Below are 15,388 nucleotides of genomic sequence, written 5' to 3' on the forward strand. Positions count from 1 at the left end.
GGATCGTATCGGCTGCGCTCGTGCCGTTGAGCGTCACCGTATCGGCCGCGCCGTCCCCGGTCCCGGCCGATCCGAGGTCGACATTGACCTGCTTGACATCGGTTCCAGCGAGATTGTTGACGACGATGTTGTCGCTGCCGCCGCGCGCGTTGATCGTGATGGTCTCGATGCCGTTCAGGTCCATCGTGATGTTGCCGACATCGCGGGTCAGCAGCGTGCGTCCGCCATTCGCAGCGGAAACAACGATGTTCTCGCCGATGTTCGAACCATTGAACAACAGGGTGTCGGCTCCGGCCTGTCCTTCGACCTTGTCGCTGCCATCGCCCGGGTCCCACTGGAAGGTATCGTTGCCGGCGCCGAGCAAGGCGGTGTCGTTGCCCTGGTTGCCGTCGATAAAATCGTTGCCGTCGCCGCCCAGCAGGCGGTCCGCACCGTTGCCGCCGAGGATCGTGTCATTGCCGGCACCGCCGTCGATCGTCAGATTGATGAGCGCGGCGAGATTGCCGGTGGCGGTGATGACATCGTCGCCGCCATTGGCATGGACCACGAGGTTTTCTGTGGTGCCGATGTCCAGCGAGAACGGCGCGGGGTCGACGCGGTCGAAGCGCACGCGCGTGCCATTGGCCGTGATGGTGAAGGTCTCGCTGCCGTTGCCGCCATTCACCTCGGCGGTGTCGATGCCTTCGCCGCCTTCCATCAGGTCGCTGTCGTCGCCGGGGTTCCAGATCATGCGGTCGTTGCCGGCCTCACCGAACATCTGGTCGTTGCCGTCGCCGCCGATCAGCACGTCATTGCCGGCGCCCCCGTACAGCAGATCGTTGCCGCCTTTGCCGAGCAGCGTGTCGTTGCCGGACTGCCCGAACAGCATGTCGCCGCCGGACCCGCCGGTCAGCGTATCGTTGCCGGCGCCGCCGAACAGATTCGCCGCAGGCATCGCGCCGTTGCTCTCGTCGATGGTGATGGTGTCGTTGCCGTCCTGGCCGAAGGCCTGGATCAACTTGGTGTTGGCGACCGTCGCGGGGCCGCCTTTGATCGCGACCGCGCCTCCGTTGACGACGATCGTTCCGGCCGCATTGCGGCCCAACGCGATCGTGTTGTTCTGGCCGTTGCCAAAGGTAGTGAGAATTCCGGCGGAAAAGTTTGCTGTGACAGCCATGTGCGCTTCTCGCTCGCGTCATCGTCGGAACGGACCGTATGGCAGGATCATGACGCGTTTCGCGATGCCACCGGGGTGAACGGCAAACGACGACGGCTGTAGGCCGAGATGCAAGTTCCAGCTTGGTGGAATCCTTCGGGAGGGCTTTTGTTTGTCTTGAGAACAGCTTGATTTTCCGGAGAGCGCCGCATTCCCGGCTGATGGATCTTCGCGGCGGGAAGGATGCGTCCGCCCAGCGTCAAGAACATGGTTCACAAACGGTAACCAGCCCGCCCTGCGCTCGGCCAGGCGCGGTGACCATCGAAGAAGAATTTAACGCTTGGGCCTTAACTTGCGCTCGCCATGAGTGAGCAGGTCGTGCACAGCGAGGTTCAACCGTTTTCGGCGCGTGCGGCGCTGCCCTGGCTGGTGGGCCTTGGCGTCTATGCCGTGGTGCTGATCCTTGGACAGCGGCTGCTCAACGATCCCGACAGCTATTCTCATATCGAGGTCGGCCGCTGGATCATGGCGCATGGCGCCCTGCCGGCGAGCGACCCTTTTTCCTTTTCGATGCACGGCGCGCCCTGGATCACTTTCGAATGGCTTTCGGAGATCGTCTACGCCGGAGTCTACGCGCTTGCCGGCTGGCCGGGTGTCCTCGTCGTCGCCGCGGCGGCGATTGCGTTCGCCTTCGGCCTGTTGACGTTCTTCCTGCTGCGCGAGCTTTCGCCAGCCCTGACGCTGCTCATGGTGATCGCGGCCGTCATCCTGTTGGCGCCGCATATGCTGGCACGGMCACACGTGCTCGTGCTGCCGGTGATGGTGATTTGGGCGGCCGCTCTGGTGCGCTGCATGGATCGTGGGGGACCGCCGCCCTACTGGGCCCTCCCGCTGCTGGTCCTGTGGGCCAATCTGCACGGCAGCGTGGTGCTGGCGCTTGGGTTGATCGGCCCGGCGGTGCTCGAGGCGCTGCTGCGTGAGGGGCGAAGCGGATGGTCGCACGTGCTGTTGCGATGGTTGCCATTCACGGCGCTTGCACTCGCAGCGTCCTGCCTGACGCCCTACGGGCCRGAACCGCTGCTGATGCCGCTGACGACACTCGGCCTCGGCCCCGCGCTCGCCTGGATCTCGGAATGGCGGCCGCAGGATTTCRGCCGCATCGGTGGCTTCGAGTTGCTGCTGCTGGCCGGCATCTTTGCGCTGTCGCGAGGTGTGACGCTGCCGCTCGTGCGGGCCCTGGTGGTGATCGGCCTGCTCCATTTCGCGCTGGCGCAAATACGCAATGCGGATCTGCTGGCCATGCTGGCGCCGCTTTACCTGGCGGCTCCGCTGGGTCGGATGTTCGGCGGACCGACCGGGGACGATGCGGCCGGCTCGTCGCGCGGCCTGACTCTGGCCGCGTTCGCCGGGTTGATCGCGGTGAGCGGGGCGGCCCTGGCGCGTGACATCCGGCCGGCTCCGATCATCACCCCTCAGGCTGCCATTGCTCAAGCCGACCTCGCCGAGGCGGGGCCCGTACTCAACGATTATTCCTTCGGCGGCTATTTGATCTTCGCCGGCATTCCGACCTTTATCGATGGTCGCGGCGAACTGTACGGGGGACGGTTCATCGACCGCTACAACCGCGCCGTAGCGCTGGTCGACCTCGGAGATTTTCTCAAATTGCTCGATGAGTACAAGATCGGCGCGACGCTGCTCGCACCGCGGACACCGGCGGTCGCGATGCTCGACCGGCTGCCCCAGTGGCAGCGCGTCTACAGCGACGATGTGGCGGTCGTGCACAAGCGGCGAGATGCGCCGCAGAGGTAAGTCAGGCGGTCCCGAAGGCCGCGTATTGGCCCCCGAGCGACACCCCGCGCAAGGCACCTTCCAGACGCCGCGCCGGTTTGGTGTCCCAGGGGAGCAACAGGAAATGGCGCGAGCCGACCTCGCGTAATCCGTCCGCAGCCATCAACTTCCGGGTCGTACCGGCGCTGAGCAGGACGGCGTCCCGGTCGAACTCACAGCGCGCCACGGCGAGGCGCGTCAGCGGGTTGTACGGATTGTGCTCGATCACGCAGACGAGCCCGCCGGGGCGCGTCACGCGCCGCATCTCGGCGATGAACTGCGCCCATTCGGCCGGCACGATATGGTGCATCACGCAGACGGCCGTGACCAGATCGAAGCTGGCGTCGTCAAAAGGAAAGGTGCGGCCGTCGAACTCACGGTAGTCGACCCCGCGGTTGTCGGCGCGAGCCTGCGCCAGGCTGGCCGAAGACACGTCGATACCGCTCAAGCGGCCGACCATGCCGTGCAGCAGGGGATGAAGGCTGCCGACGCCGCAGCCGACGTCCAGCATTTCGGGCCGCTCTGCGTCCAGCCGCTGCGCGATCAGATCGCGCAGGAGATCGGCCTTGGCGCGCATGAAGAAATGATGCGGCAAGCCCGAAAAGTCGATCGATGACTGGACCACGTCACGGTAGTTGTCGTGATAACCGTCGAAGAGTTCGGTCATGCGCCGGGTCACTCGTTGACAGCGTGGATCGCGGGTGCCGCGGCCGCGGCCTCGCTGCGATCGAAGCCGGCGCGCGTCTGCACCACGTAGAGCGGACGGCGTTTCACCTCGGCATGGATGCGGCCGACATAAAGCCCCACGATGCCGGTCATCAGCATGTTGATCCCGCACAGCAGGGACACGACGACGATCGTCGAGGACCAGCCGGTCACGAGATGGCTGTCCTTGCTGAGCCACAACAGGATCACCCAGCCGCCGTAGAGGAGTGCGAGTCCCGAGACCGTCAATCCGCACCAGACTGCCAGCCGCAAGGGCAGATCCGAAAAACCGAGCGCAGCGTTCATCGCGAGCCGCACCATCTTGAACAGCGGGTATTTGGTTTCGCCCGCTGCGCGCTCGAGGCGGTGGAAGGTGACCTCGGTCTGCCGGAAGCCGAGCCAGGCGATCATGCCGCGGACGTAGCGGTCCTGCTCCGGCATCTGCCGCAGGGCGTCGAGCACCTTGCGGTCGATCAGGCGGAAATCGCCGACATCGGCGGGGATGCCGACAGAGGACATCCTGCCGAGAAGCCGGTAGAAGAGATGCGCGGTCGCGCGCTTGAATCGGCTTTCGCCGTCGCGCGACAGGCGGCGGGCGTGGACGATGTCGTTGCCTTCCTGCCATTTTGCGATCAATTGCTCGATCACTTCGGGAGGATCCTGCAAATCGGCATCCATGACGATGATCGCTTCACCTTGCGCGGCGTCCATGCCGGCGGTGATGGCGACCTGATGGCCGAAATTGCGCGACAAGCCGATGTAGCGAAAGCGCGGGTCGCGCGTGGCGAGCGCCCGCARCACGATCGAGCTGGAATCGCTGCTGCCGTCGTCGACGAAGATCGCTTCCGCGGGCCCGTCGAGCCGGGACAAGACCAGGTCGAGCCGGCGCAGCAGGATCGGCAGCACGGCTTCCTCGTTGAACACGGGGATGACGAGGCTGTAGCGGATCGACTTGAAACTGGCCGCCATGCGAGGGTGTCCAACTCGGTTGCAGGGGTGCAAGTCTAAATCGTCGGTGGTTAAGGTCGCCTTGCCGCAACTGTTAAGGATCTAGGGCTCCCGGGCGATGCAGTCGGCCCGGGGGGCGGCCGGGCCGGGATGGAGCGGGGATGGTGATGCCCGATTAACCACGCTGTGCAGCTGTGGCTTCGGTCTAGGACCCGCGGCGGATCTTGTAGAGAACAAATCGCTCCGAGGTGTCCAGCTCGTCCAGCAGATCCGGCAGCGGGTTGGGCCCGGGCGGTCCAAGCACATAGAGGTAGTCGAAATCCTGGTGCCAGGTGCGGACGAACGGCGGAACATCCGCCCGCGGCTGGCTTGTCGCAATCGCCGTCAGCAGGCTCGACGGCACCGGCCCTCCGTAGGGAATGGCAAGACGGCGCACGGCCCCGCGTGGCCGCACCGGCTGCTTGCCCTCTTCCGTGAATAAATTGGGCACGAAGGCGTTGGCATAGTGCACGGCCAGCGTCGGCGCATAGAACATTGGATAGGACGTGAGGTCGGCGAAGGGCGGGTCTCCGGGATCGCCCGTGCTGCCGACGAGGACGCGTGAGCCGCGATCGATCTTTTGGAACGACGCGACGATAGCCGCATAGTCGGCGCGGTAAGGCAGCCACACCGCGAGGACGACGGCGAGATTGATCAGGATGATGCCACTGATCGCAGCGAGCGCAGCCATTCTCCAGGCACGGTTGGGCAGCGACAGCGTGCAGAAGGCCGGCAGGATCAGAGCCGCGGCGGGAATCACGCGGAGGTCGACAAACGAGGTTCCGAACAGCTTCGAGGGAATGACGAGGTACAAGAGCGCAAAGCCGATCGCGAGGCAGATTCCGGCCGGCTCGAGCTTGAGCACGCCGCGTCTTGCGGCGAAGAGCAACGAGATCATCAGCGCCAGCCCGGTCATTGCCGATAGCGTCAAATTGTAGCCGTTCATGATGCGCAGCGGCCAGATCGGCTTGAATCCGAGGAACCAGCTCGTACCTTCGCTTCCGATCGAGCCTGCAGTCATATGCATGATCCCGAACAGGACGAGCGCCGGTATGGCCAGCGCGCCAAGCCGCGCGGCCGCGACCCGGTACGATATTCCGTGGTGGCGGATGCGCCAGAGCTCGTAAAGGCCCAGCGTCGCGCCGTAGATGCCGAGGGAGAAGAAATGCGCCGCATACAGCGCAGCGACGAAGACCGTGTTGATGACGAAGCGCAGTGGCCATGGGCCGTCTGCCAGCATCAGATAGACCGCGATGCCCCAGAGGGCGAGGCCCAGTCCGAACTCGAAATTCACGAAGCCCCAGCTGAACGGCAGGCAGTAGAGGAAGGCGAGCGCCGCAAAGCCGGCGAGATGGACACGCCCCTTGCGGGCCCATTCGAGCAGAAGCGCGCCCCCTACGATCAACAATTGGCTCAGGAGCAGAAACAGCCGTGTGGCGTTCTCGACGCTCATCAGCCGCGCCATCTGCGGGACCACCAGGTCCATTCCAAGGTTGGGATAGAATGCCCAGGCCACCTCGTAATGCGGATTGGCGCTGGGAGTGCCGCTCTGGCTCAAAATATACATGCGGGCGAGGTGATTGGGATAATCGACCATCGCGGGAATAGGGGTCAGCAGCACCGGAAGAAACGAGACGGCCGCCAGCATTGCAAGAACGGTAATCGTCACCGATCGGTCCGAGCCAAGACGAGCCCGGATCGTCAAGGTCGGCCTGTCGGAAGATGCCATGTGATCGGCCGCTGGAGTTCGAGCTTGCGCTCTGCAAGGGTGCAATTGCACGACGCAACGTGCATAGCGCGAACATCGTAAAGATCAAACGTCACGCGGAAGCCGGGCGCCGTTGCCGTATGCACAGCGCTAATGAAAGGGAAATTCCGCGATGGTCTCGCGGCCGGTATCGAGGCGAACGCGGCGGATCTTCAGTTGGGAGTGCGGGCCGGCAGGGAGGAAGCTCGGCCTCCATGCTGAGCCATCGCGGTCCAGGTGCTGTTGACCCAGATCATGGTCTGCCACACCGGCAGGCCTGCGCGCCGTCGCGGTCTCGCCGATGTCGGGAGGTTACCTCGGGCCGGAATATGCCGCCTACTTCGTGGCCGTTTCGATCGATTTGAACTTGTTGTTCAGGAGCGCGCTGCCCGTGTTGTTCACGACCGTGACGATCGCGAGCGCGATGCCGGCGGCAATCAGGCAATACTCGATAGCGGTAGCTGCACTTTCATCGGCAAGAAAGGACCTGAGCAATGCCATCGTCAACTCCCGTTCATCCGTCCAACGTAGGCTGGCGCCGTTTTCGGATTGGTAAATTGATTCACTAACTTTTGCAGGGCGCGTCAAATTGCAGGCGGGGCGGACCGCGACCTCAGGCCTTCTATGCTGGCATTTATTGACTTAAGGTTTCGTCACCCAATTCGGGTGGATTTGACGGCGTCGTCGCTTTCAGGACTCGATCGCGCGCCCAGGTGCGGCCTTGCCGGGGCGTCTCAGCACCGCTGCGAGGCGCCCGACCAGATTGCGCATGACGCGCGGCTGTGACCGCGCCGCGCTGTCTGCGCGGCGCTTGTCCTCGCTCGTGTCGTTCACGAGGCCGATGTAGTTCTTTCTGGCGTCCTGCTGCTGCACGGCGTGCAAACCCTGGTTCGATCGACGGCGCGACCTTGTGGCGCGCAACGGGAATCGACGGTTAATTTTGTCTACCGTAGGATTACTTGCTGCCTCGCTGGCGGGCGCTGAAAGCGATGGCGCCGCTTAACGGATTGTTGAGGCTATGTCTCATTAAGGCAAAGGCTGCAAGGCGACGCCGCGCCAGGGAGGGCTCACTTGCGACCGATGTCCGCGTTCAGCGCCCGCAACATCGCGATGYGGGCGAACATCATCCAGCCGCCGCCCGTCTCGGCCGCATGGATCAGGGTCTCGATCGCGGTCTGCCAGTGGCTCGCATGCTGCGCGTCCTCGGGCAGCTGCATGATGTGATCGGCCGCCTGTTGCAGCGTCCGCAGCTTGCGCCCGTCGCGCAACGAGATCGGATCGTCGAACGCCGTCGACCAGGGCATGTCAGGCCAGCCGACCGGCGAGGGGAGACATCACGGCGCGATCGTAAGGTGCGTGCAGCTAGCCGGCCTTCTTCGCCCGCGCCGGCGCGCGCACCGGCTTGTCGGCCTTCTTCGCAGCTTCCTTGGGGGCCGGCTTCGCCGCAGCCTCCTTGCCGCCCTTGCCTGATATCGGCAGCAGCATCTCGCGCTGGCCTTCGGCGCGCTTCTTCGGCTTCTTGCCCTTGACGGCCTCCTTGACGGTCTCCTTGGCGACCGGAGCTGCGTCCTTCTCGCTCGCGAGGCTCTTCTTCAGCGCGTCCATCAGGTTGATGACGTTGCCGCCCGTCTTCGGCGCCGCCTTGGCCGCGATCGGGGCGCCCGCGCGCTTCTTGTTGATGAGATCGATCAGCGCGGCCTCGTAATGGTCCTCGAACAGCTCGGGCTCGAACGCGCCGGACTTCTTCTCGACGATGTGCTTTGCAAGGTCGAGCATGTCCTTCGTCAGCTTCACGTCCTGGATGTCGTCGAAATATTCCTTCTCGCTGCGGACCTCGTAGGGGTAGCGCAGCAGCGTGCCCATCAGGCCGCTCTCGAGCGGCTCCAGCGCGATGATGTGCTCGCGGTTGGTCAGCACCACGCGGCCGATCGCGACCTTGTCCATGCTGCGAATGGTCTCGCGGATCACCGCAAAGGCGTCGTGGCCGACCTTGCCGTCCGGCACGAGATAATAGGGGCGGATCAGGTAGCGGTTGTCGATGTCGGCCTTCGGCACGAACTCGTCGATCTCGATCGTGTGCGTCGAGTCGAGCGCGATCTCGTCGAGCTCGTCCTTGGTGACCTCGATATAGGTGTCGGTGTCGACCTTGTAGCCCTTGACGATGTCCTCGGAGGTCACCTCGTCACCGGTCTCGGCGTCGACCTTGAGGTACTTGATCCGGTGGCCCGTCTTGCGGTTGATCTGGTTGAAGGAGACCTTCTCGGTATCCGAAGTGGCCGGATAGAGCGCGACCGGGCAGGTCACGAGCGACAAACGCAAAAAACCCTTCCAATTGGCGCGGGGGGCCATGGGCTACTCCAAACGCAACGGGGACCGACTTATGAAGATACCATCGGGGAACTCCGAATCATACACGGCTCGGCGCGGAATCTTGCAACTGCGTTAACCGGCCGCCCCGCATGCGGTTGCTGCCTGGGCCCAGGGCAAAAGCCGGAACATCGCATCGGATCGGGCGTTGGCTCGGGACACAGGGCCGTGAGGAGGTTGCGGTCATCGGAGGCGAGACGCAGGGGCAGAGATTGAGGGCATCATGGCAACCACGCGAGACCAGCATCAGATCGTCGAAACTGCAACCGAGGCGCGCCAGGGCGAGCCCGGGCCGTCGGTGGCCGCGCTGCTCGCCATCTCGACCGGGCTTGCGATCCTGATCCTCGCCGTCATCTGGTTCGTGTTCTTCCGGACCTGACGGCCGGATCCGAAGGTCCCGGGCCTTCCGACTCGCCGCGTAACGCGGCACATTGCGCCCGCCATGCCGCCGGCTCGTCTGGCTGCCTGGCGGGCGCAGTCGCGTCGGCGCGTGACAGGGCGTATATGACCAAAAAGTAACGCGGCCGGTTCCCCGCGTTCATATTCAGTTCACGCCGGAATTGTTCATCTGGGGCTGTCATTCATGCGGCCTATCTTTGGAGAGAAGCGTGCGCCTGCTCGTTGTTGAGGACGACCCCGATCTCAATCGCCAGCTCACCAAGGCGCTGACGGACGCCGGCTATGTCGTCGACCGCGCCTTCGACGGGGAGGAGGGGCACTATCTCGGCGACAACGAGCCGTACGATGCCGTCGTGCTCGACATCGGCCTGCCGAAGAAGGACGGCATCTCGGTGCTGGAGGCCTGGCGCCGCAACGGCCGCACCATGCCGGTCCTGATCCTGACCGCGCGCGACCGTTGGAGCGACAAGGTCCAGGGCTTCGATGCCGGCGCCGACGACTACGTCGCAAAGCCGTTCCATCTGGAGGAGGTGCTGGCGCGCATCCGTGCGCTGCTGCGCCGCTCCACCGGCCATGCCCAGAGCGAACTCAGCTGCGGTCCGGTCACGCTCGACACCAGGACCGGGCGGGTCAGCGTCTCCGGCAATCCCGTCAAGATGACCTCGCACGAATATCGGCTTCTGGCCTACCTGATGCACCATTCCGGGCGCGTCGTGTCCCGCACCGAGCTGGTCGAGCATCTCTACGACCAGGACTTCGACCGCGACTCCAACACCATCGAGGTCTTCGTCGGCCGCATCCGCAAGAAGCTCGACGTCGACATCATCCAGACCGTCCGTGGCCTCGGCTATCTCCTGACCCCGCCGCCCGCTCCGGGCGCTTGAGGCCTTCTCGGACTTGACGGGAGGCCGAACAGGGGCCTTGGTCCGGTCATGACGTCCGCCGCCCTTCCATCCTGCGCCTCCCGGGATCGTTCCGATGGCCGCTAGCTCGCTTGCGACCCGCCTGTTCCTGTCGGCGACGGCATGGCTCGTGGTGATCCTGGCCATCACCGGCGTGGTGCTGTCGTCGGTCTACAAGAACGCGACCGAGCGCGCCTTCGACCGCCGGCTCAATCTCTATCTCCGCACGCTGATCGCGGAGGTCGCGACCCCGGACGAGCCGCCGGACCGTCAGTTCCAGTCGCTCGGCGAGCCCCTGTTCGAGCTGCCGCTGTCCGGCTGGTATTGGCAGATCACGCGCACCGACACCGAAAAGCCGGAGGTGCGTTCCTCGCGCTCGCTCTGGGACAAGAAGCTGCCGAAGCTGGAGGAGCAGGGCGCCGAGCTCACCGCCGCCGGCATCCGGCTCGGCTATGTCGACGGTCCCGAGGGGCAGAACCTGCGGATGGTGGAACGGCCGGTYGATCTCGGCGCCGACGGCAAATATCTGGTCAGCGTCGCCGGCGACGACACCGAGATTTTCGACGAGACGCGCAGCTTCGACTACTATCTCGGCGGCACCTTCACCGCGCTCGGCATCGTGCTGCTCCTGACCACGGTGTTCCAGGTGCGCTTCGGCCTCGCGCCGCTCAAGCGCATCTCGGAATCGATCGCCGACATCCGCTCCGGGCGGGCGGAGCGGCTCGAGGGCGAATTCCCGGTCGAGATCGCGCCGCTGGCGCGCGAGACCAACGCGCTGATCGACGCCAATCGCGAGATCGTCGAGCGCGCGCGCACCCATGTCGGCAATCTCGCCCATGCGATCAAGACGCCGCTTTCGGTCATCGTCAACGAGGCCGGCGTACACGCCGCCGATCCGTTCGCGGCCAAGGTGATGGAGCAGGCGGACGTGATGCGCGACCAGGTCGCCCATCACCTGGAGCGGGCGCGCATCGCCGCGCGCGTCTCGGTCGTCGCGACCGTGACCGAGGTGGCGCCCGCCATCGAGGCGCTGCGGCGGACGATGGAGAAGATCCACCGTGACCGCGGCATCATGGTCGAGGCCAAGGCCGATCCGTCGGCAAAATTCCGGGGCGAGCGGCAGGATCTTGAGGAGATGGTCGGCAATCTCGTCGACAATGCCTGCAAATGGGCCGCCTCCCGGGTCTTCATCGAGGTGCTGGTGGAAGCGCCGCACCAGGCAGGCGCGGGCCCGCGCCTGCGGATCATCGTCGATGACGATGGCCGCGGCCTGTCGGAGGCGGAGCGCACCCAGGTCTCCCGGCGTGGCCAGCGGCTCGACGAGTCCAAGCCCGGCTCGGGGCTCGGGCTCTCCATCGTGGTCGACCTTGCCGCGCTCTATGGCGGCAACCTCTCCCTCGGCGGCGCGCCGATTGGCGGCTTGCGGGCCGAGTTGGTCCTCCCCGGAATATAATCCTTTGTTCCAACAGGATTTTTTGGCTCCGGAACCGCCGATCTGCAGGCAAATGGGAGGATTCGGGCCAACGTCCTCAACGGCTTCTTAAGGCGCAGTCTCCTATGATCGCGCCCCGGACGCATCCCATGTCCGCCACTTTACCGTGCATTACCCGGGCGCATGAGCCAGACATCGATCGAGCGGCTGAGGGAATATCTCGCGCAGCTCCCGCCGCAGTCGCAGGCGCTGCTGATGCGGGAGTTCGAGCGCGCGCTCGAGCGTGGCCAGGACACGGCTGTGGCGACCCTCGTGCTCGAGCAGCTGCGCAAGATCGTCCGCAAGACGGAAGCCGACGAAACCCCGCCACCGCGCACGGACGACCTGTCGCGCCTCCTGTTCCAGGTGCTGGAACCGTTCCTCGTCGAGGCGGGCGCTCCGATCCGGGTCGGACAGATCCGCCGCTCCTCGCTGCATCCGATCTGGCAATGGCTCGGCCGTGACGGCGCTCCGGACAAGGTGAACGAATTCGAGGCGACGCTGGCGCGCATGCCGGCTGCCGACAGCGCGGGGCAGGTCGAAGCGCTCGCCCAGAAGCTCCAGACGGTGGCGGCGGACGCCATCGTCCAGCTGACCGGACCGGGCGGCGGCGACAAGTCGCGTGCGCTGGCCCGCGTCGGCCCGCCCAACGTGATCGAGGACCTCTATTCGGTCGGGGCGGTGCTCCAGGTCCGGGACGCCATCGCCACCCTGAACGAGAAGCTGCCGCGCTTCCTGCGCGCCTTCGGCGACTCCCAGATCGCCTCGGTGTCGTCAGCGCTCAACATCCCCGTCCTCCAGACGCCGCAGATGCTGCCCTTCGCGCTGTCGATCGTCGTGCAACGCATGACCGCGCCGTGGCAGATCATCCGCCTCGCCATCAAGATTGCCGCATCAGACGACGAGATCCGCGTGGCGGCAACACCCTATGGCGTCGCCGTCACGATCGCGCTGCACGATCTGTCCTGCGTGGCCGCGATCCTGCGCCTGGACATCAAGCGCGGCCATTTCGACAACGTCGCCGACAATCTCAAGGCGCTGCACGACGGCGTGCGCGGCCTGCGCACCGAGCTCGATCTGCGCAACGATTCCGCCTGGGGCAAGCAGCTGACCTCGATCCGGGCCGATATCTCCAATGCCCTGCAATCCGAGATCGACAGCGTTCCCGGCCGCGTTCGCCGCATCCTGCGCCAGCGCCCCGAGAAGGACATTCCGCCGGGCGCGCGGATCGACAGCACCGAGGTGGAGGAAACCGCGGCGCTGATCGATTTCGTCGCGACCTGCCGCAACTACGCCAGCGAGCTCGCGATCAACGAGGTGACACTGCGCACCTATTCCGACCTGCAGCAATATGTCGAGCGCTCGACCGAGCAACTGGTGCAGTCGCTGCGCGCCGCCGATCACAAGGTCCGCGCCTATCGGCAGCAGCAGGTGCAGGCCGCGATTCGCTTCTGCCAGGTGCTGTTCGGCGATGACTACGCCTCGCTGATGAGCCGCGCCGCGGAGAACGCACTCACGGGCGAGCGCAAATCGTCGCGCGCAAGTTGATCCAAGCGCATATTTTGTGGCCACAATTTGTAGTTGACGCTACCGGTGACGAGCCCTACGGTCCCGGTGCAAGTCCGGGGAATTTCTATTTGTGGGCGCATGAAACCTGTTATCAGCTCCATCGAGATCGACAACCGCGTCATTGTTGCCAAATATCAAAGGCTGATGGTCGGCGCGAAGGTGGTGCTGGTCGAGAAGGCAAGCGGTCGGCAACTGTCTGAAACGGTCACGAGGGTTGCGTCTCCGGTTCCGGTCGGAGCATTGCGCATCAGATTGCCTGACGCCATCGAGCCGGGAACATACTTCCTGAAGGCCTTCAACGGTCACGGCGAGGACGCCGCTCGGAGCGCGGACTTCGAGATCGGCTAAGCCGTTGGATTTCCGCCGTTTCGGGGCTGTGGCCGGTCGCGCCAGATTGATAATTGTCAATTGCCGCATCGTCCGGCCGTGGTGTAAAGCCACCTATGGGCGCGGGTAGCGCGCTGCCGGAAGCTTGCCTGATGACGTTATGGTTCGTGTTCGCGCTGATGACGGTCGCGGCGATTTTCGCCGTGCTCTGGCCGCTCGGCCGCAGCGCGCGCGCGCAAAATCAGGGCAGCGAGGTCGTCGTCTACAAGGACCAGTTGACCGAGATCGAGCGTGACCTTGCCTCGGGACTGATCGCTGCGCCTGAAGCCGAGGCTGCGCGTGTCGAGATCAGCCGCAGGCTGCTCGCTGCCGCCAGCAGCGAGACCGTGTCGGAGCCGACATCGAGCCTCAAATGGCGCCGCACGGCAGCCGTATTGGCGCTTGTCGGTCTGCCGCTCGTTGCGATCGGCGTCTACATGCCGCTCGGCTCACCCCGGCTTCAGGACTTTCCGCTGGCGCAGCGGGAGCGCGGGTCCGGCTCCGGCATGGCGCGATCGCTGGAGAACCTCGTCGTGCAGGTCGAGCAACATCTGGAAAAGAATCCGGCCGACGGACGCGGCTGGAACGTGCTCGCGCCGGTGCTGCAGCGGCTCGGCCGCTTCGACGATGCAGTGCGGGCCTATCGCAACTCGCTCACCTACAATGGTGAGAGCCCGGAGCGCAGATCCGATCTCGGCGAAGCAATCTCGGCCGCTGCGGGCGGCGTGGTGACCGCCGAGGCCAAGACCGAGTTCGAGCGCGCGCATGCCCTGGACGCGGACGATCCCAAGGCGAACTACTTCCTCGGTCTCGCCGCCGAGCAGGACGGCCGCAAGGACGAGGCCGCCACCATCTGGCGCGCGCTGCTGGCCAAGGCCCCGGCGGATGCGCCGTGGCGGCCCCTGGTGCAGTCCTCGCTGGCGCGGGTCGGCGGCGGCACGATGCCGGCACTGTCGGACGAGACCATTGCAGCCTCCAAGGACATGAGCGAGGGCGATCGCGGCGCGATGGTCCGCGGCATGGTCGAACGTCTGGCGACGCGCTTGAAGCAGAACGGCGACGATGTCGAGGGCTGGTTGCGCCTGGTGCGCGCTTATCTCGTGATGGGCGATCGCGACAAGGCGGTCGGCGCATCGAGCGATGCCCGTCAAGCGGTCGCCAAGGATGGCGAACGGCTCCGCCAGCTCAACGAAGGCCTCAAAACTCTCGGGCTCGACGGATGACGATGTCAGGACGAGCCGAGCGGAGAACGGATACGCCATGACCCGCAAGCAGCGACGCATGACCATCATCGGCGGCTCGCTCGCCGTGCTCGCGCTCGCCGCCGCGCTGGTGCTCAACGCACTTCGCGACTCCATCGTGTTTTTCTCAACCCCGACCATGGTCGCCGAGAAGCACGTTCAGGCCGGCAAGAGGTTTCGTCTCGGCGGCCTGGTGCAGCCGGGCTCGCTCCAGCGTGGCGACAATCTCGCGGTGAGCTTCGAGGTCGCCGACGGCAACGCCAAGCTGCCGGTCGCCTATAAGGGCATCCTGCCCGACCTGTTCCGCGAAGGGCAGGGCGTTGTCGCCGAAGGCGCGCTCGATGCTAACGGCGTGTTCAAGGCCGACACCGTGCTCGCCAAGCACGACGAGACCTACATGCCCAAGGACGTCGCAGATGCCCTCAAGAAGCAGGGGCACTGGAAGGACGATTACGGCGGCAAGGCTTCTGATGGCGCCAAGCCTGCGGCCACGACAGCGCAGGGCAACCCGCAAGGAGCGGTGCGGTGATCGCGGAATCCGGGCATTACGCGCTGGTGCTGGCGCTCGGGCTGGCGCTGATCCAATCCATCGTGCCGCTGATCGGCGCGCGGCTGCGCGACGATGCGCTGATGAACGTCGCGCGCTCCACCGCGCTGGCGCAGTTGCTGTTC

At 65.2% G+C, this 15,388-nt stretch carries 16 protein-coding genes; 8 read left to right on the forward strand and 8 right to left on the reverse strand.

Going from position 1 to position 15,388, the window contains the following annotated elements:
* On the reverse strand, nucleotides 1-1,156 hold a 1,156-nt coding region (locus AC1D00_RS05335; protein ID WP_477009936.1), incomplete at its 3' end, for a calcium-binding protein.
* Between the two features lie 429 nt (nucleotides 1,157-1,585).
* On the opposite strand from AC1D00_RS05335, the gene AC1D00_RS05340 reads away from it, so the two are divergent.
* Nucleotides 1,586-2,944, forward strand: coding sequence for a hypothetical protein (locus tag AC1D00_RS05340; RefSeq protein ID WP_477009937.1), 1,359 nt, complete (start codon nucleotides 1,586-1,588; stop codon nucleotides 2,942-2,944).
* Nucleotide 2,945: 1 nt separating this feature from the next.
* Here AC1D00_RS05340 and AC1D00_RS05345 read toward each other — a convergent pair whose 3' ends face one another.
* From AC1D00_RS05345 to ku, 7 genes are all read right to left on the reverse strand, one after another.
* Nucleotides 2,946-3,629, reverse strand: coding sequence for a class I SAM-dependent methyltransferase (locus tag AC1D00_RS05345; RefSeq protein WP_477009938.1), 684 nt, complete (start codon nucleotides 3,627-3,629; stop codon nucleotides 2,946-2,948).
* Nucleotides 3,630-3,637: 8 nt separating this feature from the next.
* Nucleotides 3,638-4,636, reverse strand: coding sequence for a glycosyltransferase family 2 protein (locus AC1D00_RS05350; RefSeq protein WP_027547253.1), 999 nt, complete (start codon nucleotides 4,634-4,636; stop codon nucleotides 3,638-3,640).
* Nucleotides 4,637-4,820: 184 nt separating this feature from the next.
* Complete coding sequence (locus AC1D00_RS05355) at nucleotides 4,821-6,383, reverse strand: hypothetical protein (RefSeq protein ID WP_477009939.1); 1,563 nt, start codon at nucleotides 6,381-6,383, stop codon at nucleotides 4,821-4,823.
* 354 nt (nucleotides 6,384-6,737) lie between these two features.
* Nucleotides 6,738-6,902, reverse strand: a complete 165-nt coding sequence (locus AC1D00_RS05360) for a Flp family type IVb pilin (protein ID WP_027547248.1) — start codon at nucleotides 6,900-6,902, stop codon at nucleotides 6,738-6,740.
* Nucleotides 6,903-7,091: 189 nt separating this feature from the next.
* Entirely contained in the window at nucleotides 7,092-7,274 is a 183-nt protein-coding gene (locus tag AC1D00_RS05365) for a hypothetical protein (protein WP_135172565.1), read from the reverse strand.
* 194 nt (nucleotides 7,275-7,468) lie between these two features.
* On the reverse strand, nucleotides 7,469-7,705 hold the full coding sequence (locus AC1D00_RS05370) for a hypothetical protein (protein ID WP_477009940.1): 237 nt from the start codon (nucleotides 7,703-7,705) through the stop codon (nucleotides 7,469-7,471).
* Between the two features lie 58 nt (nucleotides 7,706-7,763).
* The gene (gene ku, locus AC1D00_RS05375; protein WP_135172567.1) at nucleotides 7,764-8,750 is read right to left on the reverse strand and encodes a non-homologous end joining protein Ku; all 987 of its coding nucleotides are present in this window, start codon (nucleotides 8,748-8,750) and stop codon (nucleotides 7,764-7,766) included.
* 241 nt (nucleotides 8,751-8,991) lie between these two features.
* On the opposite strand from ku, the gene AC1D00_RS05380 reads away from it, so the two are divergent.
* The 7 genes from AC1D00_RS05380 (at nucleotide 8,992) to ccmE (ending at nucleotide 15,245) form a co-directional block, all read left to right on the forward strand.
* Nucleotides 8,992-9,147 (forward strand): hypothetical protein, encoded by a 156-nt coding sequence (locus AC1D00_RS05380; RefSeq protein ID WP_165448146.1) that lies wholly within the window; start codon nucleotides 8,992-8,994, stop codon nucleotides 9,145-9,147.
* A 229-nt stretch (nucleotides 9,148-9,376) separates the two neighbouring features.
* Nucleotides 9,377-10,051, forward strand: a complete 675-nt coding sequence (locus tag AC1D00_RS05385) for a response regulator transcription factor (protein WP_011085905.1) — start codon at nucleotides 9,377-9,379, stop codon at nucleotides 10,049-10,051.
* A gap of 94 nt (nucleotides 10,052-10,145) precedes the next feature.
* Nucleotides 10,146-11,522, forward strand: a complete 1,377-nt coding sequence (locus AC1D00_RS05390; RefSeq protein ID WP_477009941.1) for an ATP-binding protein — start codon at nucleotides 10,146-10,148, stop codon at nucleotides 11,520-11,522.
* A 162-nt stretch (nucleotides 11,523-11,684) separates the two neighbouring features.
* Complete coding sequence (locus AC1D00_RS05395) at nucleotides 11,685-13,088, forward strand: hypothetical protein (RefSeq protein ID WP_477009942.1); 1,404 nt, start codon at nucleotides 11,685-11,687, stop codon at nucleotides 13,086-13,088.
* A 99-nt stretch (nucleotides 13,089-13,187) separates the two neighbouring features.
* Nucleotides 13,188-13,457, forward strand: a complete 270-nt coding sequence (locus AC1D00_RS05400; RefSeq protein ID WP_477009944.1) for a hypothetical protein — start codon at nucleotides 13,188-13,190, stop codon at nucleotides 13,455-13,457.
* 131 nt (nucleotides 13,458-13,588) lie between these two features.
* On the forward strand, nucleotides 13,589-14,698 hold the full coding sequence (gene ccmI, locus AC1D00_RS05405; RefSeq protein WP_477009943.1) for a c-type cytochrome biogenesis protein CcmI: 1,110 nt from the start codon (nucleotides 13,589-13,591) through the stop codon (nucleotides 14,696-14,698).
* A 37-nt stretch (nucleotides 14,699-14,735) separates the two neighbouring features.
* Nucleotides 14,736-15,245, forward strand: a complete 510-nt coding sequence (gene ccmE, locus AC1D00_RS05410; protein ID WP_135172571.1) for a cytochrome c maturation protein CcmE — start codon at nucleotides 14,736-14,738, stop codon at nucleotides 15,243-15,245.
* The last annotated feature ends 143 nt before the right edge of the window (nucleotides 15,246-15,388 follow it).

Source organism: Bradyrhizobium sp. P2_E8 (assembly GCF_056403875.1).